A 24,093-nucleotide genomic window follows, 5' to 3' on the forward strand; every position below is an offset into this window, starting at 1 on the left:
GGCTTACTCGGCGGCCTCGGTCACGCCCACGAGGATATCGCGGATCGTGGCCTCTTTGATGTCGTCGTGTTCGGCGATGACCACCAGACGCGAACGGCGCTCTTCACCGGGTTCCCACGGGCGGTCATACTGGTGACGTACGCGGGCACCAACGGCCTGCACCAGCAGACGCATGGGTTTGCCCTGAACGGCGGCATAGCCTTTGACGCGCAGGATGTTCAGCTCATTGGCCAGACGTTCGATATTGGCGACCAGTTGGGCCGGGTCGGTCTGTTCAGGTAACTCGACGATGATGCTTTCGAAATCGTCGTGTTCGTGGTCGTGATGGCCATCGTGATGCGACGGACGGGCATCCATGTCATCCTCGGCGGCCGCTTCCAGCCCCAGCACGACGCGCACGTCTACGGCACCTTCGGCGACTTCGACCACTGGCAGCGGACGCGGAGCTTCGGCGGCGATGACTTCTTTGGCTTTCGCCACACCTTCGGCGCCCGCCAGATCGGGTTTTGTCAGCAGGATGATGTCGGCGCACGAGATCTGATCCTCGAACACCTCTGACAGGGGCGTTTCGTGGTCGATCGAGTCGTCAGCCAGGCGCTGGGCGTCCACGGCTTCGACACTCGGAGCGAAGCGCCCGGCGGCGACGGCCTCGGCATCGGCCAGAGCGATCACACCGTCAACGGTGATCTTAGAACGGATATCCGGCCAGTCGAACGCCTTCAGCAGCGGCTTCGGCAGCGCCAGACCAGAGGTTTCAATCAGAATGTGATCGGGGCGCGGCTCCAGCGCCATCAGTGCCTCGATGGTCGGAATGAAGTCATCGGCTACGGTGCAGCAGATGCAGCCATTGGCCAGTTCCATGATGTTTTCCGCCGGGCAATCCGGAATGGCGCAGGATTTCAGGATATCGCCATCGACGCCAACATCGCCAAATTCATTGACGACCACAGCCAGACGCTTGCCCTGCGGGTTCTGCATCAGGTGCTTGACCAGCGTGGTCTTGCCCGAGCCCAGAAAGCCGGTGATCACGGTGACGGGAAGTTTTTCAAGATTGCTCATTTCAGGGCTCCAATCGGGGGAATGCGGGCCGCACAGTTTTTGCGGAAATGTTCGGGGCGCTCACGCCATTTCACCAGACCGTCTTCAGCGGCCAGATATTTGGTGACGCCTTCGACGATGGTCTCGACATGGTCGGCCTCGTCGAGGTTTTCATAGACGAAGGTCCATCGGGACGGGCCACCACGCAAAACGATCGAACATCCCTGATCACAGTTCGACAGGCATTCCACCGGCTTCAGGTCCACGCCGTCAGGCAAACCCGCCTGTTCAAGCGCTGTGTGCAGCAAAGTGCCGGGTCGCTGAGCGTCATCTTCGATGGGCAACCCACGGCGGCATGTCGTGCAGACCAGCAATTCGACTGGTGCGGTCTCGGTCACGTCTCTCATCCCCCTAATCCTTTGTACGGGGGACGGGGTTTCATGCGGGCCACGTGTGCGACATGGACCCGACACCGGAACACCCCGCCCGGTTTCAACTTCGGGTGCTGGCAGGTCTCCCGGCTTGCGGATGTCAGAGCGTTTGCCCTGTCGGATGTCCCGCCTTCCCGGCCTATTGGGCCAGTGGCTTTGGGCACCCTCTCCGGTCACGGTCGCGGGGGCGGCTGTGCTTGGCGATGACATCGCTGGCACATTCCCTTTTCATCCATCCGAGGATGGACACCAACGCATGCGACATGCGGCACGGGCAGGGGGCTTGTCAAGCACGACTGAGGATTGAAAACCGGTTAAGTCAGAAAAGCGACCAGCCGAAGTCAGTCAGCGGCATCCGATGCGATCCGATCACGAAGCCAGGAGCAAAACAGCCCCGCAGCCGCGGATGATTGAGCGCTTCCGGGCTTGGCAATCAGGTAGTGCGGTTGTGCAAACGGAATCGCTGGACCGGCAATCGCAACAGGCGCGCCTTGGGCAATCGCGTTCTGTGCGAACCTTTGGGCAATATTAAGGAAGCGGGCAAAGGCGCGACAAAGACAAAGCACATCCCTCTACCACTGTCGCATTGTGCGTCGCGCCGTTTGTTCGCGGGAAAAGATTTGGCACGTGTGGCATTACTTTCAAACCGCTTCGACATTTAACCCCGGACATCAACGGCGACGGTTATGCTGTTCCAGAAGCCAGTAGGAACATGATACCCAAGTGTATACGCCCGAATTTGCGAAAGCAGCGCAGAAAGCTAAGTGTTTGAAAAAGAAGTGGAGGCGAGTACCAATTTCGAACTTGCGTAAAGGAATTAAATTTCTTGATAAATAACAATTGTTTAGTGAGATTTTATCGGTACGTGGGCTTGCGAATGTTGCGGGATTGTTGGTTGAAATTGTTCATTGGCTTAACGCCATCAAGGATGATGCTCGATTTTTGGTTCAAGTGGATTTTGGTGCAATGATCACAGCAACGCTGATTGCTTTCAGGCGCGTCGCAGCCTGAATGCGCCGTCACTCGACCTTCCGCCCGTCAAGATATGAGCCGGTGTTCGGATACCTTGAACGCTGCTTCAATAGCTGCACGATTTCGTCGGCAACAACTGCCATTTTGTCATTTGAAAGATTCTGATGCCGGTTTGCCAGAGTAGTCAGTAGTATACGTAATTCTTCATCCGGAATGGAGCTGTCTAGAGCCACCGACATAATGCTGGGGCTTACAACGCGTGCTAAAACAGTTGAGCGCCGTTAGACAATTGCTCCCGGATCGAACGTCGCGTTCTGGAGGTGTCAAAACCTGGTTCGTTCGTGAAGGTAAGTGTCGTGAGCGAACTTTTCCTCCGGTAGTCGTTTCTCTGCGATCTTCCGATGGAACCTTACAAGTCTAGCAACGTCTTTGACTACAGTGGTGGTCGTTTTCAGTACATCCAGCTTTTTGTCCGAACGGATGTATTCTCGAGCGTCCGCTTTGCACTTGAAACCTGCGAAAAGCAAAGCGTTTGAATCGAGTAGCAGTCGCACCGTGCGACTTTCCCCCATCGAAATGGTTATGCCAGGCTCCACCAAATGATGATGTAGAATAAAGTTCCTTAGACCCATGGCAAAACTATGCGCGCCGGAGTTCTTCCCGATTACCCTTCCAATTCCCCGGGTGTAAGATTCACTGTTTTCCAGCTTGGAGTATTTTCGGATACGTCTGCAAACATCTACGTATGAAGCATAAAGCGCAGAGAATGTTAAAAGATTGGATGTTGCCTTAGATTGTTCTCGAGCATACGCAGAGTTATCTGAGCGCTTGAACTCAAGAACGGTGTCCATCCCTGCCGTAGCCGCATTCAAACCAAGGCTTGCTTCCAGCATTGCGGCATGCACCCTTTCTAAGTTCTCCAGTGCGGTATGAACTTTATGGTAAGGGGAAAAGCGCAATGCGTAATTCCACGATTCCTCTTGCAGCTTTGAAGTGTATGCGGCGAAACCCTCTGGATGATCCGTGCTGCTTTCTGAAGTATATGATGCGACCGTCAGCGCTCGGTTTAACTCGGCGAACTGACCGTCTCCAAAGTCCCATCTCAGTAGGTCGACTTGAGAGAAACACTTCGCTAATTGAAACTCCTGTGTGGTAACACCCTTTGAGACGGATGCAAAAAGATCGTGTGGTTTAAAGCGATGCTTGGCAATGAAACTCGCAAAATCTTCTTTGGGCATTCGAAACCTAGCTAGTTTTGTTGATATCGCATCGAAGACTTTCCGACATGAACTATAAAATTGACTACTAGGGTGCCGCTCTCGGGCGTCTTCTGGTTCCAGCTTCAACCTATGCGGTTACTATCTAGGTATGATGAAGCTTGCAAATCTGTTCCGAAGACAACAACCCCAACCCAAAAACCCACTTTTGAGTTTTTTCGCACCGGCCAATAGAACACGGCGCGAATAAACCCACGTAACAATGCCATGGAAGGACCCGCGATTTTCTTCGGTGGACCAATGTATGAGTTCTTGGCTCGGTTTTGATGACTACGTGGGAGGGAAGGCGAACAAACACCGTCGGATTCTTCGCAATGAACGCAGCGGTGTTGTGCACTGTTTTCAAAGTGCGGGGAGCGGGGGAGGGGGATTCCTTAGAGCATTCTAGAAAAGTGTATTTCTGCGTTTTTTCACATTCTGCGCTATAGGGTATCCCCAAGTCTCCCCATAAATTTATAACTATATTTAAGTTATTGATACTAATAATAAATGCCCTGTTGTCACCTCCTCAAAACGGTCCCCGAATGGCTCCCCATGCTTCCCCGGCGCTCCCCGAGATTTTCTTAGATTCGCCGTCAGGCACCCTGCGACCTGGCCGAATAACCAGTCTCGACTCCCCGGTAGGGAATGGCGGGGAACTGATATAGGGGCGCGGGGAAAACTGTGGCGGAGTTGAGGCATAGGTTAAACGCAGTTGGGCAATCGTACACCTGATCTGGCGTTGACACTCGATATAAGGATAACCCCAGCGCCCTCATCCGAGTCAGTGAAAGGCCGGCCGAACTCTGTCATTGGTTCGATGCTCTCCGAGGTGACGGCAGACCTAATCGTCCAGGAATGCTGTTACTGTTGTTTTCAACGCATCCCAATCAGTGAATTCTCTCAAGCCATCTCGTGGATCAATCTTCTGGCCTAGCATGACAACGTGTTGGACGATCTCTCTTTCAAAATACCCGTAATTATCAGGCCGTACGGCACCAGCGACCAAGGCGGTCGCGTCTGGTTCGAATTTTGTCCGCATCAGCATTTCGGTAAGATAGTCCCGCGCGTCCTCCTGACCTTTCTGAAAAGCAGCTTTTAGACTGACGGAAAGCAAAAGTGATTTTCGCGAGGATAATGCGTCATGGTGCCTTTCTAAAAACTCCTCGAACGGCTTGGGGTGCCGGCGTTCATGGACGGGAGCCGCAAGGATAACGTGGTCTACATCTTCCAAAGACACTGGACCTGCCAGTTGGTCGATATCGATCAGCCTAGTTTCGTATCCTGCCCCTAACGTGACTTTGTTGATGAAGCGCGAAATCTTGGCGGTCTGACCTTCAATAGTTCCGTAGGCAATAAGTACTGTCATAATGACGCTCCCGCAAACCGGTCTAAACAGCGAACTTACTATGCCGAAACTCTTCGCCACGGCCTTTGATTTCAATCAAAAATGCCGGTCTCTCTAAGCAATCTGGGTAAAGGCGCGACGTCGAAATGACTGGCTCATACTGTTCTGGAAAGCACAAAAGCTATGGCAAGCCAAAATCCAGTGCGTATGGTCATTGCACCGACGGTTCGCCATTCAAATGGCGTGCCACTAAGAGCCACTAATATTAGAACAGCAAACACCAATAGTGTAGATAAGCCAATCAACCAGGCAATGCGTTGTACCCAGAATGTGGATTTGTAGATTGCGAATGCGCCAATCAAATAGACAAATCCAGCCAGAAAATTGAACCAAAGCACGAATGGAACTGCATCTCCGACTGCAGCTTTGGCAGCAGCACCCCCAAATAGAGCCGTTCCCCCTGAGAAAATGGTAAGGAGACCAAAGAGTGCAGCGGCTACTGCAACTGGGCGAACCCAAGACGGAGACGAGGGCATCGTTGTTTTCCTCTGGAATAAGATTGAATTTCGTGTCGTAAGCAATCCGCCGTCCTCACCAAACGAACTGTAACGCACGTCCATAATTGCAATTCTTCTCGCCATTACCCTTGATCTTTATCATTGGGCTTAAATTGATACCCATTGGAAAAAGCAGCGTCTGCGGAAGGTTTTTCGCAATAAATATGTGCTGTTGCCTCTTTGGGTTGACCCGTTTGCAATTCCAACGATTCTTAAAGTTGGTTCGGTTACCGTGAATCTTCTGGAAATGGACGGACGACTACGCTCGAATTTGCAGCGAAGAGTGTTGATTTGAGTCAATGCCAGTTGCCGCAAGTTCGCCCATAGTGACCCTTCACAAAGGAGGGAGTGCGACATGTTCAATAAAATCGTGGTTGGCTTGGATGGATCGGAGGCGTCAGAATCAGCACTACGCGTTGCCTGTGATATCTCAAGCAAATATGGCTCTCAAATTCACCTTGTCCATACACCTCAGCCGCAAACCGTGGCTTTCGCAATGGGCGCGGTTGCTGGCTATCACGCCGTCACGACAATGCCTTCAGACGAAGAGGTTCAGCAGGCTGCAGACAAGATCATTTCCGCGGGTAAAGAGATTGCCAAAGAATACAATCAGACGGTTTCGCAAACACATACCCAACGCGGTGATCCGGTCGACGAGATCATCGCATGCGCCAAGCAATGCACAGCAGACCTGATTGTGACGGGCCGCCGCGGATTGGGAAGCATTGGTAGCCTGATTCAAGGGAGCACCTCTCAAGGCATCAGTCGGAATGCCACTTGTGCGGTTTTGACCGTTGCCTAAATATCAAACTTGGTCCCAATCGGCACAAAAACGATGACGATCAATAAGCTTTGCATTGAAGCCTCGTGACAGAACTAAGGTTCGATGGCTACTCCGTGACGCTGAACTCCCGACCGTGAAAATGGAGTCAGATATCCACTGCTTCATGACGGTGGCAGAAAACGGAGGCTGAAACAGAGGTCATGGGTGCCTGTGGCGATGACCGGAGACCAAACTGTGTTAGGCGAAACTACCCGAACTGTGGTGGAACAGATGAACTTCCCCTTTTATTTGTGCATTGGTTCGAGGTCAGAAGATAGGCTGTAAATTTCCTGCTACGTAGATCCGTGTAAACTTTGGAGCCCGACATGAACACCCCGTCCCAGTTCGACGCTCATAAACCCTCTGAAATTGCGACGTTAGTTGAGACTGCCGGGGTCACAAAGGCAAAGTTGCCAATGGCACCCATGTTCGTTCTTGCGATGCTGGCCGGGGCATTCATAGGGTTTGGCGCAGCGGCTTATACGATGGCGGTTACTGGGGCAGACAGCGCTGCGGGGCCGATCCGCGTTCTGGGTGGCGCGGTGTTTTCCCTGGGCCTTATCCTGGTGATCGCAGGTGGTGCAGAATTGTTCACCGGAAATGTTTTGATGGTGATCGCAGCGGTCGACCGCAAGATACCGCTGCGACTGCTGTTTCGAAGCTGGGGCATCGTCTATGCCGGAAACTTCGCGGGCGCCCTCGGGCTTGCATTGGCCTTCTCTCTGACCGGCCTGCTCGAGGGGCCGATGGGCAATACCGCCGTGGTGATAGCCGATGCCAAAGCGGGGTTGGAACCGATGGAGGCCTTCGCCCGTGGCGCACTGTGCAACGGGTTGGTATGCCTTGCTGTTTGGCTGTCCTTTGCCGCCCGCAGCGTCGCCGGCAAGGTTCTGGCCGTTTTGTGGCCCGTCACTGCTTTTGTGTTGCTGGGGCTCGAGCATTCGATTGCGAACATGTTTTTCTTTCCGCAGGGTTGGGCGGCGGGGGCAACTGTGCCGGTTTTCTCAGTGGCGACCAATCTATTGTGGGTTACTCTGGGCAACATTGTCGGCGGGGCGGGAGGAGTCGCCTTGGCCTACTGGTTTGCTTACCTTGGCGCTACTAAAGGGTAAGACCCACTTCTTCGATCACTGCGCCCGCCAGAACAAAACGATCGGTTTCAGTTGGTTTTCAAGGCGTTGTCTAATTGTGCAGCCCAGAACAAGCTTTTCCTGCACTCAATAGTCTAGATGCCAGGAGCATGGTTGTCTTCGTGGTCGATATCGGTTGTCGCATGATAATGCAACACAAGGGGAAGCGGCACAGGCTTGCCTAAGTCCGCTGACCGGGATGCGAGTCGGTTGATCAGTCAGATATGAGAGTTGGATGCGGAGGTGACTCACCGACCACGAGGCAAGGAGATGGCGCATTGGCTGATGACGGTGCCGGGAATTGGGCCGTTCTTTACCACTGCACTAATTGCCCTCTCGTTCCCGAACTGGATTCTTCGCCAACATCTAAATTCATTGATCCTCGTCAAGATTGGAAAAGGCAAGATGTGATACAGTTGATGCCTAAAATGAGGGCTGTCATGGAAGAATTAGTCGATATTGGAAGAACATTTGTTCAGGCGATGCGTGATCGCAGGGGCCTTACAAATGTTGATGAAATGTATGCCGAGAACGCTCAATCCATAGAAGCGGTTGTGCCTCCGGTTCGACAGTTTCGCATCACCAAAGGCCGTGATGCTATCAAAGGGAAAAGAGAGGATTGGCTGGCAACTCATGAAATCATCGAATTCGACGTCGATGGCCCCTATGTTCATCCCCCAAACCGCTTCAGTGTGCGATATAAGGCTGACGTAAAGCAGAAGGAAACTGGACAACGTATCGCCTTGAGCGAGATTGCAGTTTATTCGGTAGCAGAAAGAAAGATTGTACTGGAAGAGTTCTTCATGTTGCCGAAGTAGGAGCGGCAACCCGCAATACTGACGCAGTGTTGGTTTCATCCGCACGCTGGAAGCGTGACTTGTAAGTGCTTTGACTCCATGGATGGACAATTGGGCATTTGTCTCGACCGCGTGATGCTTGCCCATGCGCAACAATTCCGTCAGTTCGGCGCAACCGAAATCGAAAGTCACGCCGTGAAATCCGCATTGAGCCATAGATTCGGGTTAACAATCAGACTGCTGCGCCGGTTTTCTACCCAAGTTTAGCTTGAACAACCCTCTAAAGGGCTCTGTTTGATCCAAAACAAAGCATTTTGCGGGGTTTGAGATAGCGTCACCTAGTAGCTCTAACCGCGGTACGCCAGATCATGAAAAAGAATGTGCGCGCAATACTGATCATCGTAATGCTCCTCCTGGCAGGTGCGGCGTTGTACATATTCGTTTCAGAAGACAGCAGCGAATTGCCAGTTGGATTTGTACAGGGCAATGGACGGATAGAGGCCGAACAAGTGGAAATTGCCCCCACCTTCGCAGGGCGGGTTGCAAAGGTTTTGGCGGCAGAAGGCAACTTGGTTGTTGTGGGTGAACTGTTGGTCGAGATGGACACTGATGAACTGTCTGCAGCGCTTGATCGCGCCAAAGCCGAAGTAGCATTGGCGCGTCAAGCCAAGGCCGAAGCCGAGGCTGTTGTTGTCCAACGAGAAAGCCAACGGCGTCGCGCGGCGCAGGAACTGGAACGGGCAAGGGCACTGTTGGCCGGTCAAAACATTTCGATGACAGTCTTTGAAGATCGCGAAACCGCATTTCAGGTTGCCGACGCCGTTCTGGGTGCCGCCAAGGCCCGGGTTGCAACCTCGGACAGCCAGATCGCGGCTGCCGAAGCCGAAGTGCGCCGGATCACTGCTCAGATCGAGGATGCTTCGCTTGTTGCCCCTATGCCAGGGCGCATTCTTTACAGACTGGCTGAGCCCGGTGAAGTTGTTGGCGCGGGTGAGCCGATTCTTACGCTTCTCAGTTTAGAAAACGTCTATATGGACGTGTACCTGCCCGCACGCGAAGCGGGGTTGATGCCCATCGGGGCTGAGGCGCGCATCGTACTTGATGCCTTGCCGGATTTTGCCGTTCCTGCAACCGTCACTTTTGTATCCCCCGAAGCCCAGTTCACTCCGAAGCAGGTAGAGACATTGAGCGAGCGTGAACAGTTGGTCTTTCGCGTTCGGGTTCGCATTCCTGAGGATCTGATCACAGAACGGATCGAACATGTGAAAACCGGCCTTCGCGGTATCACTGTGATCAGGCTTTCTTCTGACAGTGTATGGCCGGAATATCTGGAAAGGCGGATTCCACCCGAACTGTTCGAATGAATTCCCAGGCGGGCCCATCTGGTTTCTGCATCAGCGGTGTCACGCATAAGTATCGCCAGCGCATTGCACTGGATAACCTGTCGCTTGATCTGCCGATTGGTCAGCTTATTGGACTGATCGGGCCTGACGGGGTTGGCAAATCAACGCTTTTGGGTTTGATCACCGGCGCGAAGAAGCTTCAATCCGGCACAATCAATGTTCTCGGAGGCCCAATCGACGACCGCGCCCATCGTCACCATATCTGCCCTGCGATCGCATTTATGCCGCAGGGATTGGGCCGTAATCTCTATGCAGAATTGTCGGTGCGCGAAAACCTTGAGTTCTTTTCGCGTCTCTTCGGACAAGGGCAGCAGGAGCGTGACATCCGGATCGCAGCATTGCTTTCGGCAACCGGGCTTGCGCCTTTCTCTGATCGGCTGATGGGAAAACTCTCGGGCGGCATGAAGCAAAAGCTCGGGCTGTGTTGTGCACTGATCCATGATCCTAAGCTTTTGGTTCTGGATGAGCCGACCACCGGCATCGACCCACTGTCGCGGCGTCAGTTCTGGGCGCTGATCGACGCGGTCCGAGAGGCTTCACCCGACCTCTCCATACTGGTTTCGACAGCTTATATGGAAGAAGCCGAACAATTCGACTTTATCGTCGCGATGGATGCCGGGCGCGTACTCTTCCATGGTTCTCCGGCAGAATTGAAGGGGGAAGCCAGCGATCTTGAAACGTCCTACCGGCGGTTGCAGGCGCACGGAGATCCCCTGATCGCACCAAGGAAAGCGCCCACACATCACCGTGAGGCAGACCCAGTGATCACGGCACGCGGATTGACGCGGCGCTTTGGCGATTTCACGGCAGTCAATAACGTCGAATTCTCGATCAACCGTGGTGAGATTTTCGGCTTCCTCGGGTCGAACGGCTGCGGCAAGTCGACCACCATGAAAATGCTGACAGGTCTTCTGCCCGCAAGTGACGGTGAGGCGCTACTGTTCGGAAGACCGGTTGATGCACGCGACCTGAGGATGCGTCGCGAGATTGGCTATATGAGTCAGGCATTCTCGCTTTATGGCGAGTTGACCGTTCGGCAGAACCTTCAGCTTCACGCCCGCATCTTTGCGATCACGGACCGCGATAGGCGTATCGACGAACTGGCGGAACGCTTCGGCCTGATTGCACATATGGACACGCTGGCCACGGCGCTGCCACTTGGCATCAAGCAACGTCTTTCCCTGGCGGTCGCTGTGATCCACCGACCTCGCGTACTGATCCTGGATGAACCAACTTCGGGGGTGGACCCTGAGGCGCGCGACTCGTTTTGGGCGTTGCTGATTGAGCTTTCGAGACATGAAGAAGTGACGATTTTCGTCTCGACCCATTTCATGGCCGAAGCAGAGCGCTGTGATCGGGTGTCGTTCATGCACGCGGGCCGTGTTCTGGCTGAGGGAACACCGGATGAGTTGATCGCCGGGGCACAGGTAGACAGTCTGGAAGAAGCATTTGTCACGGTATTGAAGGCAGCTGACCCTCCGGCACCGGTGAAAGCTCCTGAGGCATCGGTTCATGCCCTTGATGACAGCGCTGGCGGGGGTATCAGGCGCGCACTGGCATATACGAGGCGTGAAACCATCGAGATTTTGCGCGACCGCGTGCGTTTGGCGTTTGCGTTCCTGGGCTCGGTGATCCTGATGCTGGTCTTTTGCTATGGGATTACGCTGGACATCGAAGAACTGGATTTCGCGGTACTGGATTTGTCACAGGGCCCAGAAAGCCGCGCCTACATTGCAGAGATTTCAGGATCGCGCTACTTCAACCCAACGCAGCCACTGACGAGTATCGGTGAGGGCCATGAACGGCTGGCCCGAGGAGATGCCTCGCTGGTTGTCGAACTCCCACCTGATTTCGGGCGCAAGATCCGCTCTGGCGAAGCAACGGACGTGCTTGCAATTGTGGACGGCGCAATTCCATTCAAGGGCGAGACCGTGGAAGGTTATGTGGCGGGGCTCCACAATACCTTTTTGGCGGCAATGGCCCGCCAAAAAGGTGTGCATCCGGTCGAGATCGCCCGTATCGAACCACGCTTCAGGTACAATCAGAGTTTCGAGAGTATTGCCGCAATGGCCCCGGCCATGCCAGCGATCCTTTTGATAATGTTACCGGCAGTTCTGATGGCGGTCAGCGTCGCGCGTGAGAAAGAGTTGGGAACCATCACCAATTTCTATGCGACGCCAACGACGCGTCTTGAGTTTCTGATTGGCAAACAAATCCCCTATATCGCAATCGCGTTCGCCAATTTCCTGCTCTTGGCCGGAATGACGGTCCTTGTTTTTGATGTACCGCTCAAAGGCAACCCGGTTCCCCTGGCGATTGGCGCGTTGCTGTATGTCTGGGCGACCACATCTTATGGGCTGCTCATTGCGACCATGACCTCGAGCCAGGTGGCCGCTACCTTCGCTACCGCCATCGCCTCGGTCGTACCGACCATTCAGTTCTCGGGCCTGCTGCAGCCGGTTTCAACGCTTGAAGGCGGTGCGCAGACAATCGGATCGCTCTGGCCGTCATCCTATTTCCTGCACCTGAATGTCGGTGCCTTCACCAAAGGGCTGGGCTGGAGTGCGCTTGCCCCCGATCTTCTCGCCCTGGCCTGTTTCGGGCCGGTGCTGACGTTGATCGCGGCCCTTTTGCTTCGAGCGCAGGAGAAGTGAATGCAACGGTTGTCCTGCATCTTCTGGCTTGGCTTGAAAGAAATGATGAGCCTTCGACGTGACTGGGTGATGATGGCGCTGCTGGTCTGGTCATTCACCCTGGCACCCGTGATGGAGGCGACGGGGGTTTCGAACTCGGTCAACAATGCCTCCATTGCATTTGCCGATGAGGATGGCTCGCCCCTTTCACGGTCTCTTGCCACGGCGTTCTTCCCTCCGGAGTTTCAACCCGTTGTCCAGATTGCACCGGGTACCGGAGCCGAAAAGATGGATGCCGGGTATTTCCTGTTTGTGGTTGCGGTGCCACCAGGGTTCGAGAAAGATGTTCGCGCCGGGCGCACGCCGGAAATTCAGGTTCTGATTGATGCGACGGCGATGGAACAGGCCGGGATTGGCGCAAACTATATCATCAATATCCTCAGCGCCGAGATCCGTCGCTTTGCCATTGGTGCGGACCTGGCTGAGTCATTGCCCGTCGATATCATCATGCGCAGTGCGTTCAATCCCAACCGTGATACTGTTCGTTTTGCCGGCATCGTGGCTCTCATCGGCCAGATCATGTGGCTGACCACGATCCTTACCGGTGCCGCAATGATCCGCGAGCGTGAACATGGAACAATCGAACACCTGCTTGCGATGCCGCTTACACCGTTTGACATTGCGATGGCCAAGATTTGGGCAAACGCTGCTGTGGTTCTGGTTGCCGCAGCCTTGTCCTTGACCTTTGTAATGCAGGGTGCCCTGGGGATCAGCATCGCCGGTTCAAAAGGGTTGTTTCTTTTTGGCACCGCCCTGTTTCTTTTCACGGCGACCGCACTTGGGGTATTTCTTGCAACGATTGCACGCTCAATGGCGCAATTTGCACTTTTGGTAATGCTGACAGTCCTTCCGATGCTGATGCTGTCAGGGGGAGAGACACCGATCGAGGGTCAGCCCGACTGGCTTCAGATCGGAACATCGGTCCTCCCGTCCCGCCATTACATGTCCGCCAGCCAATCCATTATCTTCAAGGGTGTGGGGATTGAGACGGTCTGGCCAGAGCTCTTATGGATGGCGTTACTCGGCGCAATCCTTCTGGCGTCAAGCCTGATGCTTTTCAGACGCTCGGTGGCGCAATAGAGTTAGATCATTTTGCCCCTTGGCCTGGACGTATGACTGGTAATACGCCTTGTTTCATTTCAGAATGCCGATACGGTCGGGATGTCTCTTGACGCGATACCGAGGACACTTGGTTGCGCAAGATCAAGGCAACTAGATGCATCTTTTGCCATAATGCAGCCTCCCCCCAATCGCACCAAAGGAGGAGGATCAGAAAATGCTTGAAGACAAAAAACCACAACTGTTTGCTGGAACACATCCGCTCTCTGATAATTTTCGACGCGAAATGGAATCCATGATGTCGCGCTTTTTCGGGGGCGCAGCGCCATTCCTGCCGCTGGAAACAGCCGCGCAACGCACGGGATTCCCGTCGTTGGACATGACGGGTGCGATTTCGCCGGCGATTGACATCCACGAAACGGATACAGCGATCGTTCTCACGGCTGAATTGCCGGGTCTCGAAGAAGACGACGTCGAAGTCGAAATCAAAGGCCGCAGATTGACCCTGCGAGGCCAGAAGAAGGTCACACATGATGACACGGGCGATCTGCGCGTTAGCGAGAGAAGCTTTGGCAGTTTCACCCGGACAATGACGCTGCCTGATGCAGTCGATCTCGAGGAGATTTCCGCTGCGTTCGACAAAGGTGTCCTGCACGTCACGATGCCGAAAACCGAACCTCAGGATCCCAGCCGGAAGATTAAGGTCTCATCGAAATAGGCGCAATGGAGGCGCACGCGCAACCATCATGGTCCGGGCAGCATGCGCGGACCCTTGGTGTTCTTAAAACGAGCACATTATTGCCCACCATAGCGGTTTCACTGCTGGGCATGATAATGTGCCAATAGCGCTAGAGAACTGAGATGGACGATGCGGACGCCTGACAAAAGCGATGTGGAAAGTGAAACTGGCGATGTCCGTGCATTTCTGGAGAGCTTGACGGGGCCGTCCCGCGGAACCGTTACCTGGCTTGTCGGCAACGCTTTGGCTGCTTCGGTGGGTCCTGATCGTATCCTGAAGTTCAGGCGGAAAGAGGATTTGCCCCCGCATGACGAAGACGTGGCGACCATTCAGTGGTCGCAAGGCGGTTTCACGCTAAACGCGTTGCCCGGCCGGGAAATCTGGGTCAACGGTCAAAAAACCGCTTCAACAATTCTTGGGCATGGCGACATGATTGAATTCGGTGAAGAGGGCCCCATGTCGCGCTACAGGGTGTGTGACCACTCATTCCCTGCACATCACACGGTCGAAGACATAATAAGTGACGCTTATGTGTATACGCGCTCCAGCCGACGACCCTTGGCCAGAAAAATGTCCGGTGCGCTGCGCGAAGGCGGGCGTCGGCTGGCCTCACAAACCACGGTTTTGTTCAGGGTTACCGTTATTGGTGTACTTCTTCTAATCTTTGCCTTTGGCTATTTGCTTTTTCAGAACGACCGGAAGCTGGCGGACAGCCTTAAACAGGAATCTCTCAAGATCGAGGCGGTTGCCGTGATGCTCGCACAGACACGAGAAGATGCATTGACGGCGGATGATCTGGTCGCGCTCAGAGAGGCGTTTGACAACCAGGTAATTTCCACCGAGCAGCGCCTTGGGACATTGGAAGACCGTGCAGGTGCGTCCAGGCGGGTAGTCACGGCCTCGACGAGATCCATTGCCTTTATCCAAGGGGCCTACGGATTGCGACAAACCGAAAGCGGTAAATTGCTGCGGCATGTGCTTGGCCCGGACGGGGAGAAACTAAAAACTCCATTCGGGAAACCATGGATTGAACCGGATGCAACAGGCGCGCCGGCAGAGTTTCAGTTCTCCGGAACCGGGTTTCTGCTGCATGACACCTCTCTTTTGGTGACCAACCGTCATGTCGCCTTGCCCTGGACGACCGGGGATCGGGCGCAGGCCCTGAAGGCCGCAGGGCTTGAGGCCGAGATACTTAGTCTGCTGGCTTATCTGCCAGAGCAATCCAAGCCAATGGAAGCGGTATTGCTTAGGGCAAGCAAAACGGCCGATCTGGCGCTTCTGTCTGTTGATGCGAGCCGGGTTCAAGGACTTGGGCTTTCGCTGGCACCTGACCCGCCGCGGGCAGGTGAAGAAGTCTTCCTGCTTGGATTTCCGACTGGCCTTAAGGCCTTGATTGTGCAGGCCGGTCCGGATTTTCTGAAAACGCTTGAGAGCGATGGCACCGTCGATTTCTGGTCGATTGCCAAAAACCTTTCAGAGCAGAACAAGATCAGGCCTCTGGCCAGCCGGGGGATCGTCGCCCAGACGAGCCCCGGTGCGGTCGTTTATGATGCGGAAACCACAACCGGCGGAAGCGGCGGACCTGCCCTGAACCGAAACGGCGAGGTGGTTGCTATCAATGCCGCGATCTTACCGGAATTTGGCGGCTCGAATATTGGCGTTCCGGTGTCACACCTCAAGATACTTCTCGATGAAAGCGATTGATCCGCATATTCAATCGCGCGTCTGATAAGGCGAGTTTTGCACAAGAAAAACCACAGCCAGTGGGATGATGACAGAGATCAAGCCCACGGTAATCAGCAAGTTCCCTAAGTGGCTATAGTCAGCGACGGAGGCAACGGTACCCGTTCTGGGATCGGTAACCGCGCGGGTAACGGTAAAGATCTGATTCAGGTATTTTGTACCGAGACTGCTTGCTGACAATGCCATGTTGGTGAACGACGCCATGACCGCAAAAAAGGTAGCCTTCAGATGTGTTGGGGCGTTGCGCGCGATCCAAGCCAACATTGGGACCATCGCGATCTGACCCAGCGGTGACTCAACGGCTGTGTCAAGAATGGCGATAAACCTTGCATCCACGACCCCACCTGTGCGCGCGGCCGTCCATTCATGCACCCCGTAGTACAAGGCAAGGTTTGGCAGGGACAGCACTCCGGCGGCAATCGTGAGTAACACTACAACCTGCGCAATCGAACGACTTGCCATAAACGGCCTGAGGATAATCAGGCCAAGCAGAGCAAGTAGTGAGGTCAGAAGCGCTAGAATGGCCAGGAACTGTTCGTCAAACCCAAGCTCGTCGATCTCGAACCAGGTCAGGCCCGGTCCTGGCAAGGGAACTGCTCGAAAAACGAAAATGATAGTTGCTGTCCCGATCAGAACTTTGGCCTGTTTCCACTCCAGCTCTCTCAGCAAACGCGACATGAGGTAGAGAATGACCGTGAGCGACACCGCAAAAACGGTCTCTTGCGCGAAGGCAAAATTTGCGGTTCCCAACACTATGCTGAGAACAACAAACGCAAGTCCGCCCAGCAGTATCGGCCACCTTACTTCGGTGGTTTGATCTGGTCTGTGCAGAAGGTGTCCTCGACGAACGAGGCGACGCTGTATCAGAGCGTGAAGAACCACTCCACTGACAGACAACAGTGGGATAGCCAGGGCAATGAGATAGACCCGACCGTAGAGAACCAAACGATCGGCTTGCTCCAGATTTTCCGCCCCCGAAAAAATCCAGATGTTAACCGCGGCGACCCCTGCAAACCCGGATATGATCGCAATCCTGCCGAGGGTCTGCATGGTGGTGTGCCGGGCACGAACTTCGTCCTGAATAAACGCGCGTCCGTCTCGGTCCGATTGCGGCACTGCTTCGACTGTCATGGCGTCAGCAACGACATCCTGAATGGCATAACCTGAAGGAGCCAACATCAAGGCAACGACGTACCAATTCTCAAGTGGCATAATGCCGGCCATTTGGTCAGGCGCAGCCACAAGCCTGTACATGATGAGCAATGACGTCGTGATAAGGGATGCGCCAACGACAATCAGCAGGGATTTCCAGCGCCAGAACAGATCAACAAGATGACCCAGCGGCATTTTTAGAATCCACGGCAACCCGGCCCAGAATGCCAATCCCGCAACAGAGGCGGCGGATAGATTCAGATAGTCTTTAAGAAAAAACGCACCGACGACGGATGTTAGTCCCGAAACCCCGGCCGCAAAGTAAACCATCAATGGTGGCAAGTAAGACCATTGCAATTGTGCGACCAGATCAACGAAAGTCCGGTGCCACCAGCCTGAAATCCGCCTTCCAATTGTTGATCGGTCAGTGTTCATGCGTCAGTCGGACCCCGTTCTGATGACCCTGTGCTGTCGGTTTTCCTCTCAGAGAAATCCGGCACCAAAAAGCAGAGCGCTGGTCAGCACCCCAAGGATTGGCACAACAAGAGGTACGCGGAAATGTTCCCGAGTTGACCCTGGCCGGGACTTCAGCAATATCAGCGAGATGTTGACCAAAACAAACACTCCCAAAACGATCTGGGATGTGCGTTCCGCTAGTATGCCGATTGGCAGAGTTTGCGTCAGCAGAAGGATTATCGCAACTACCAACAGGGTTGCGACGACCGGTGTTTGGGTAACCTGCGGGACAGTCGCCAGTATTTTCGGAAGATGATCCCGGTCGGCAAGACCATAGATCACCCGCGACGCCATAATCATCTGGATCAAGACGCCATTGACTGTTGCAACAACCGCGACTGCGGCGAACCCTTGTTTGATTACTTCGGGTGCGTCGAAGAAAACCAGCGTGAGTGGGGCGGCCGAGGTCGACAAGGTATCGATAGGAACAACGAGCAGGACCGTGATCGAGGTCGCTAGATACAAACCCGTCGCCAGAACGAGCGTCAAAAGGATAGCCTTTGGAATTGTGTGGGTTGGGTCTTTTACCTCTTCCGCGACGTTTGCCATGTCCTCAAAGCCGACAAAGGCAAAAAAAGCCAGCAGAGATGCCGCCATAATACCGCGCCAGGTACTGAGCTCGAGCCCCGGAATCATCTCACTAATTTCATGGCCTTGCGGTTCCTGCACAGACATGCCCCAGCCAATCACAAAAAGAAGCCCCGCGATCTCGATGACCGTGATCACGGCTGCCACAAATACCGATTGTGTAATGCCCCAGAGTGCAATCAGCCCCATTACCGACACAACGCAGATCGTAAGCAATGCGGTGCCAAGCCCCGTCAGGGTGTGAAGGTATGAGGCCGCCCCAATCGCAACAGCGGAGGCTGAAATAATCCCAGACGCAGCAACGGCAAGACCGATTAGAACCGCCATCCAGCCCCTTTGAAATCCCGCTTCAACGTATGCCGCTTCACCCGCGCTTACGGGATAGCGTGTCGCGAGTTCGGCGTACGACAAAGCCGTCAGCGAAACGACGAGCGCTGCAACAAGAAACGAAACTGCAGCATAAGGGCCCGCGGCCTCGGCGGTTGCGCCGACGAGCACATAAATTCCCGCACCGACGGTAACACCGAGCCCATATAATGTAAGCAACGGGGTGGTGAGAGAACGTCGGAGTTTAGGGGACGGTGGATCAACTGTATGCATTCACCTCACTCCTTGATGGGCAATTGCCGGGTTACCGAAGCTGTGCCGCAAACAAGCACCCCGATGATAAACCAAGGGCTCATCACCGCTCATGCCGAGCTCCTTCTGAAACATTCATACTTTGATATGTAATTCTTTATTTGGCATTGATCTATATCATTAGGCGCTAAGACTGATCAGAGAGGCGGATCCGAATGCTGCGACCGTCGTTTCGTGATGGTTTTTCCCAGCTGGTACTCAAAGGTTGAATATGAGCGAGATCAATGAAGCATTCATTCGATATCGCGTATTTTCAACTCGAAATGCTGATCTCGGAGGAGGAACAGATGCTAGTTTGTCGCGGACTTCTTTTGTCAATATTTGCTGCAAGTGCTGCACTGGCGCAGGATATTGACCTTCAAAACGGGCACAATCTCTACAGAACCTATTGCTGGCAATGCCATGGTTTCGAGGCCACTGGAGATGGTCCAATGGCGGAGATGCTGGCAATAAGGACGCCTGATCTGACCAGGCTTGCGGCCCAAAACGACGGTGTTTTTCCGATTGAGGAGGTGGCGCGTCAAATTGATGGTCGCGCACCATTGCTCGCGCATGGCGGAGAAATGCCCATTTTTGGACCAGCTTTGGATTCGGACCAAAAAGTTGCGCTGACCATGCCTGACGGCCAGCCAATGTTCGCAGGTGTGCCGTTGGCAAATGTGATTTATTATCTTGAGTCCATACAAATCGAGTAGGTTGGTACAAATGCTGCCATTAGATTGTAGAGGACCACTGCCCACGTTTGTTGACGCCGGTTGATCTACATTAAGGTTATTTTCTACGGGATTTGGTAACATTCAGCATTGGGAAGATGAGGAGGAATCTCCGATGCCTGAAGAGAAGCCAAAATCAAGTTACTCCAACCCACTTGTTGATGTTTTCAAGCAGATGCAGCCGACTACTACGGCCAATCCGTTTTTAGGCGCACAGCTTGAGCAATTTTGGGACACGCAGGAGAAATCACTGAAAGAGGCAGAGGCCTTTGCTCAACATTGGTTTGAGAGGCGCCACGAGGCTGTTCGAACCGCGCTAGAAGCTGCGCGCTCGGCGTCTGCTGCAGACCCGACTGATCCGGCGAAAGCACTGCAATCCATAGCAGAGTGGCAAAAGCATTCAGCCGAACGCCTCGTGGCTGACGCTCAGGAATGGTTCGAAACAGTTGCCCGATGTGCAGCATTTGCAGCGGAAACCGAAGCCGAAGCTGTAGAAAAGACAATAGATGATGTCGCAAGTACAGCAAAGAAAGCGGGTAAGTCTTCGAAATCAGAACCGGTTTAGTGTGCCGCATCACTGCGGAGGCCGGAAAGATCGTAGCTGGAGCAATGGAAGGTAGCTAATATGTATAAAAACATTCTGGTACCAGTCGCGCTGGACAAAGATCATGATACACAGGCCTCATTTGAAGCTGCTCGTTTGCTGGCGAATGCAAATGCGGAATTCACAGTGCTCCATGTGCAGGAACCGATCCCTGCATATGTGGCATCCCAGATACCCGAGGAAGTTATGGCAAACACGCGAAAAGAGCTTCAGGAAGGCTTACATCGGAACGCTGCAGAGCTACCGGGCGCGAAACCGCGGCTTATCTCGGGGAGCGCTGGCCGAGCGATCGTTGATTTCGCAAATGAAAACAAAATCGATTGCATAGTGCTGGCCTCACACAAGCCGGGAATCGAGAACATATTTATTGGGTCGACTGCGAACCGGGTCGTTCACCACGCTAATTGTTCTGTCCATGTGGTCCGCTGAACCGGTTTCTGGTAAGCGCCGCACGTCGATTTAGCGTCGTGGATGAGTCGACTTTCCAGATCCCAGTTATTTTACGATCATCACACGCTGCATGAACATGTGGAAATGGAAGGCGTTGATAAGCTCAATGAGTGGGTCCGACTGAATGGATTGCGAAAGTTGAATTCAGGGGAATGGCAAAGCCATGAGCAAATACTTACTATTTCGGTATGTAGGTCCAAACGCCGATCTTTCCGCGTCTTCCTCTCAAATCTTGCACTCCGGCGGGAACCAATCTTTTGATTAAAGATTGCCCGATCTTGTCCGTCGGATCTATTGCCTCGATCAATAAATCGCTAACCACCAAAGAGGCTTTTAGTTTCCGGGACAGCTGCTCAAGCCTGCTTGCGACGTTCACGGTATCGCCGATGACACTGTATTCAAGACGGCGTTGGTTTCCGATGTCACCTGAGATAACGGGACCGAAGTGGATGCCAATCCCAATGCGTACCGGAGGAAGCCTTTCGGCACTCCTGTCACGGTTCCAGATGCTCAATGCCTCAAACATGTCAAAGGCGCATTGAAGTGCCTTTCTGGCGTCGTTCTCACTGGCCTCTGGTGTCCCGAAGGTCGCCATCAGCCCGTCGCCCAGATATTTGTCCAGTGTGCCTCCGTTCTCGAAAACTGCCTTGCCCAACCTGTCATGATACCCGCGTAAGAAATCAACGACATCGCTAGGGGCGTCGTTCTCGCACATGGAGGTAAACCCGATGATGTCAACAAACATGACAGCGACGTCTTGTTCACGCGCATCGCCAAAGCTGTCCTCGGCACTACTGAGACGGTCCACAACGTTTGGCGAAAAGTAGCGTGCAAGATTGGAGCGTGACCGCTCCGTACGAATTCGACTTTCTACAAGCCGCCGAGAGCGACGTACCAAGGCGGCGAGGCCAGCAGTAACAAGCAAGCAAACGATGATCTCTTGAGCCCAAAATCCCAGAAAGATGAAATTCGGATCAGAGCGCGCCATCAAAAAGTCCTCCACAGTGCGCTCACTAAGATCGAGGTTGGTATAGGCGCCAGGTTGGCTCACAAACCAAACCAGCATTCCTGTGCGCGCTGTAACGATGCAAAAACCGCACCAGAGAACCAGGCTTGGGCGAAAGCTGAATGCTGCCTGCATCAGGAAGAGATAGAAATAGGTGAACTGGCTTCCATTCATCAGGATCGCAGGTGGTAAATTGTATTCAGCGAAAGGGTTTGGAGTGCTGGAGATGAAAGCCAGCAAAGCACAGTCGATGGCAACGAAGACATAGTTCATTACACTGGCATTCGCGCTATGCTTGGCTGAAAAGTACTGCAAGATTCCAAGCACCGCGAATACTGCAACCTGAGAAATATCGTAGAGAAAGCTGGCACCGCGGCTTTGTGTGTCTATCGCAACCCAGATCAAAACAATACAAAGTGCTGTGGTTCGAACCTTCGCGGCCAGCAAAAGACCCTGCTGCTCTGCCTCGGCAAATCTGTCTTCGTTGCGACGCGTCAGCCGTCCTTGCGCGCGCTCTACAGCTGTACGATCAGCCGTTACGGGTTTCTGAAGATGCGTCACACCGCTTCCCTCCGATATCGAACAGCATAGCGGTCGTCGTCACGGACTAGAAGCGGAGTACATCTGGCTGCGGTTTGAGAACAGGACATTCGCCGCAGTGCGATATCTGGGTAGTTTGGGCTGAGGCTGTGTGAAAACTCCGGCCCACCAACTCTCTTGTCGAGCTCGTTTTCAGCGCCTGTGTAAATTGCTCTCTCAGAAGCGCGGAAGAACGCACATAAAGGGTATTTTCGACATATTTCGCCAACCGGTCAGAGTTTTCACACAGCCTCGGCTCATCGCAGACCTCGGAGCAAGTGCGGCAAGCACCCCGCCTCACATAATACTACCACCGAGGACGGCCCAAAGCCGCCATTTGCGCCAGCGGCATCGAAGGTCTAGTTCGAGCCCTGAGCGGACATTGATACATTGAAGCAACTAGCTGTCGCCGATAGAGTTTCATAGAGAGGTTTGCTGTTATGTACACCCTGATTGACACTGTGGTTGTGGGCGGAGGTCAAGCTGGTCTTTCCGTTAGCTGGCACTTAAAGCAGGCTGGCCTTGATCACGTTGTTTTGGACCGCGGGCAGATTGGCGATACATGGCGTAACCGTTGGGACTCGTTCTGCCTTGTCTCTCCTAACAAACTCTGCCGACTTCCAGGTTTCCATTACGATGGGGATGATCCCGATGGTTTCATGCTCCGCGATGAGATCGTCAAGTACATCGAAGACTATGCGAGCAGTTTTGGTCCGCCCTATCGAGGGGGCGTCGAGGTGGCTAGAATCGAGGCAAGTGCAGGACCGGGTCGGTTCAAACTAACCATATCAGATGGCGAAATCAGAGCGCAGAACTTGATCGTCACCGTCGGCACGCATCAACACCCGAATATACCAAGTTGGCATTACGATCTGCCCGAAAGGGTTACTGGCATACATACGTGTATCTATCGCAACTCAGCGAGCCTACCGGATGGTGCGGTATTCATTATTGGAAGTGGTCAGTCAGGGTGTCAGGTCGCTGAGGACCTGCACTTATCCGGGCGCGACGTACATCTCGCAGTGGGCAGTGCTGGCCGCATCCCACGTCGCTATAGGGGTCGCGACATTTTTGAATGGGACTTGGCGACTGGGTACATGAACATGGCGGTAAAGGACCATCCCAAAGGGACAGCTATCCGGTTCAAAGCCCATCCACATCTCTCAGGGCGAGAGGGTGGTCGTATTAATGATCTGCGCCAGATGGCGCTCGACGGGGTCAAACTACACAGCAAGGTTGAGGGTGTTCAAGACGGGTGTCTGATTTTGGCGGGCGGACTTGAAGAGACGCTCAAGGCAGTGGACGATGTGTGTCGCGCGGAAATGGAGAGCATCGACACGTTTGTTGCAGAGAATGGACTCGATGATCCCAAGGAAATTGTTGTCCCGATCAACTGGCAGCCCAAACCTGAACCACCGTTCTTCGACTTGGCTGCAGCAAATGTTTCAACCGTCATATACGCAACTGGGTTTCACCGCGATTTTGGATGGATCGACTTGCCAGTCTTCGATGAGACTGGCTATCCGCTATATGAGCGAGGTGCTACGGATATAGCAGGCCTGTACTTCTGCGGACTGCATTGGATGCATACACAAGGGTCTGGCCTGTTTTATGGCGTGGGCGAGGACGCGGAGTACGTAGTTGATCACTTGATTTCTACTTCGAACAAATAAGCTACGCGACAGCCTCGAGCCTAGCTTGGATCGAAGGTTTCCAACTGTAACAAGATCAGCTTTTGGACGTGTGTGCCGATACGACTTGCGACTGAGATTTAAGCCAGTTGACGAACACCTTAGCCTCTGGGCGCTGAAATTCTGCTTGAGTCTGGATGTAGTAGACGCCGAAGAGAGGCTCAGA

21 protein-coding genes and 1 riboswitch are annotated in these 24,093 nt (G+C 53.8%); of the genes, 13 read left to right on the plus strand and 8 right to left on the minus strand.

The window, feature by feature from the left end; all coding sequences use genetic code 11:
* Positions 1–3 precede the first annotated feature (3 nt).
* Entirely contained in the window at positions 4–1,059 is a 1,056-nt protein-coding gene (gene cobW / locus AC2FFH_RS16130; protein WP_496768359.1) for a cobalamin biosynthesis protein CobW, read from the minus strand.
* Positions 1,056–1,445 (minus strand): DUF1636 family protein, encoded by a 390-nt coding sequence (locus AC2FFH_RS16135; RefSeq protein WP_496726134.1) that lies wholly within the window; start codon positions 1,443–1,445, stop codon positions 1,056–1,058. The genes cobW and AC2FFH_RS16135 overlap by 4 nt, the downstream gene beginning before the upstream one ends.
* Before the next feature lie 83 nt (positions 1,446–1,528).
* Positions 1,529–1,738, minus strand: a riboswitch (cobalamin riboswitch).
* Between the two features lie 571 nt (positions 1,739–2,309).
* Between AC2FFH_RS16135 and AC2FFH_RS16140 the strand changes: the two genes are divergently transcribed.
* Entirely contained in the window at positions 2,310–2,480 is a 171-nt protein-coding gene (locus AC2FFH_RS16140) for a hypothetical protein (protein WP_496726135.1), read from the plus strand.
* A gap of 284 nt (positions 2,481–2,764) precedes the next feature.
* Here the strand turns inward: AC2FFH_RS16140 and AC2FFH_RS16145 are convergent, their stop codons facing one another.
* The 3 genes from AC2FFH_RS16145 to AC2FFH_RS16155 form a co-directional block, all read right to left on the minus strand.
* Positions 2,765–3,679 carry a hypothetical protein gene (locus tag AC2FFH_RS16145; protein WP_496844801.1) on the minus strand — a complete coding sequence of 305 codons (915 nt, stop codon included), beginning with the start codon at positions 3,677–3,679 and terminating at the stop codon, positions 2,765–2,767.
* 862 nt (positions 3,680–4,541) lie between these two features.
* A complete protein-coding gene (locus AC2FFH_RS16150; protein ID WP_496768363.1) occupies positions 4,542–5,066 on the minus strand; it encodes a flavodoxin domain-containing protein in 525 nt (174 codons plus the stop codon).
* Between the two features lie 134 nt (positions 5,067–5,200).
* Positions 5,201–5,686, minus strand: coding sequence for a hypothetical protein (locus AC2FFH_RS16155; protein ID WP_496768365.1), 486 nt, complete (start codon positions 5,684–5,686; stop codon positions 5,201–5,203).
* A gap of 271 nt (positions 5,687–5,957) precedes the next feature.
* Here AC2FFH_RS16155 and AC2FFH_RS16160 point away from each other — a divergent pair, with 271 nt between their 5' ends.
* From AC2FFH_RS16160 to AC2FFH_RS16195, 8 genes are all read left to right on the plus strand, one after another.
* Positions 5,958–6,404 carry a universal stress protein gene (locus tag AC2FFH_RS16160; protein ID WP_085824830.1) on the plus strand — a complete coding sequence of 149 codons (447 nt, stop codon included), beginning with the start codon at positions 5,958–5,960 and terminating at the stop codon, positions 6,402–6,404.
* Positions 6,405–6,751: 347 nt separating this feature from the next.
* Positions 6,752–7,537 (plus strand): formate/nitrite transporter family protein, encoded by a 786-nt coding sequence (locus AC2FFH_RS16165; protein WP_496768369.1) that lies wholly within the window; start codon positions 6,752–6,754, stop codon positions 7,535–7,537.
* A 296-nt stretch (positions 7,538–7,833) separates the two neighbouring features.
* Complete coding sequence (locus AC2FFH_RS16170; protein ID WP_496741379.1) at positions 7,834–8,373, plus strand: SnoaL-like domain-containing protein; 540 nt, start codon at positions 7,834–7,836, stop codon at positions 8,371–8,373.
* A 383-nt stretch (positions 8,374–8,756) separates the two neighbouring features.
* On the plus strand, positions 8,757–9,716 hold the full coding sequence (locus AC2FFH_RS16175) for an HlyD family secretion protein (protein WP_496844802.1): 960 nt from the start codon (positions 8,757–8,759) through the stop codon (positions 9,714–9,716).
* On the plus strand, positions 9,713–12,409 hold the full coding sequence (gene rbbA / locus AC2FFH_RS16180; protein WP_496768373.1) for a ribosome-associated ATPase/putative transporter RbbA: 2,697 nt from the start codon (positions 9,713–9,715) through the stop codon (positions 12,407–12,409). Before AC2FFH_RS16175 ends, rbbA begins: the two co-directional genes overlap by 4 nt.
* Positions 12,410–13,528, plus strand: coding sequence for an ABC transporter permease (locus AC2FFH_RS16185; RefSeq protein WP_496768375.1), 1,119 nt, complete (start codon positions 12,410–12,412; stop codon positions 13,526–13,528).
* Positions 13,529–13,724: 196 nt separating this feature from the next.
* Complete coding sequence (locus tag AC2FFH_RS16190) at positions 13,725–14,225, plus strand: Hsp20/alpha crystallin family protein (RefSeq protein WP_496782527.1); 501 nt, start codon at positions 13,725–13,727, stop codon at positions 14,223–14,225.
* 150 nt (positions 14,226–14,375) lie between these two features.
* Positions 14,376–15,950 carry a trypsin-like peptidase domain-containing protein gene (locus AC2FFH_RS16195; protein WP_496844803.1) on the plus strand — a complete coding sequence of 525 codons (1,575 nt, stop codon included), beginning with the start codon at positions 14,376–14,378 and terminating at the stop codon, positions 15,948–15,950.
* Positions 15,951–15,959: 9 nt separating this feature from the next.
* Here the strand turns inward: AC2FFH_RS16195 and AC2FFH_RS16200 are convergent, their stop codons facing one another.
* Positions 15,960–17,576 (minus strand): MFS transporter, encoded by a 1,617-nt coding sequence (locus AC2FFH_RS16200; protein ID WP_496844804.1) that lies wholly within the window; start codon positions 17,574–17,576, stop codon positions 15,960–15,962.
* Between the two features lie 48 nt (positions 17,577–17,624).
* Positions 17,625–18,845: an APC family permease gene (locus AC2FFH_RS16205; RefSeq protein WP_480647919.1), complete on the minus strand. Its 1,221-nt coding sequence runs from the start codon at positions 18,843–18,845 to the stop codon at positions 17,625–17,627.
* A gap of 263 nt (positions 18,846–19,108) precedes the next feature.
* Between AC2FFH_RS16205 and AC2FFH_RS16210 the strand changes: the two genes are divergently transcribed.
* The 3 genes from AC2FFH_RS16210 (at position 19,109) to AC2FFH_RS16220 (ending at position 20,630) form a co-directional block, all read left to right on the plus strand.
* On the plus strand, positions 19,109–19,579 hold the full coding sequence (locus AC2FFH_RS16210) for a c-type cytochrome (protein WP_496844805.1): 471 nt from the start codon (positions 19,109–19,111) through the stop codon (positions 19,577–19,579).
* Positions 19,580–19,712: 133 nt separating this feature from the next.
* On the plus strand, positions 19,713–20,162 hold the full coding sequence (locus AC2FFH_RS16215; protein ID WP_271952496.1) for a phasin family protein: 450 nt from the start codon (positions 19,713–19,715) through the stop codon (positions 20,160–20,162).
* 60 nt (positions 20,163–20,222) lie between these two features.
* Positions 20,223–20,630, plus strand: coding sequence for a universal stress protein (locus AC2FFH_RS16220; protein WP_496768403.1), 408 nt, complete (start codon positions 20,223–20,225; stop codon positions 20,628–20,630).
* A 199-nt stretch (positions 20,631–20,829) separates the two neighbouring features.
* On the opposite strand, the gene AC2FFH_RS16225 is transcribed toward AC2FFH_RS16220, so the two are convergent.
* Positions 20,830–22,104, minus strand: a complete 1,275-nt coding sequence (locus AC2FFH_RS16225) for an adenylate/guanylate cyclase domain-containing protein (protein WP_496768405.1) — start codon at positions 22,102–22,104, stop codon at positions 20,830–20,832.
* Positions 22,105–22,676: 572 nt separating this feature from the next.
* On the opposite strand from AC2FFH_RS16225, the gene AC2FFH_RS16230 reads away from it, so the two are divergent.
* A complete protein-coding gene (locus AC2FFH_RS16230) occupies positions 22,677–23,909 on the plus strand; it encodes a flavin-containing monooxygenase (protein WP_496844807.1) in 1,233 nt (410 codons plus the stop codon).
* Positions 23,910–24,093: the final 184 nt, after the last annotated feature.

The organism is Ruegeria sp. YTSC003, from assembly GCF_059609785.1.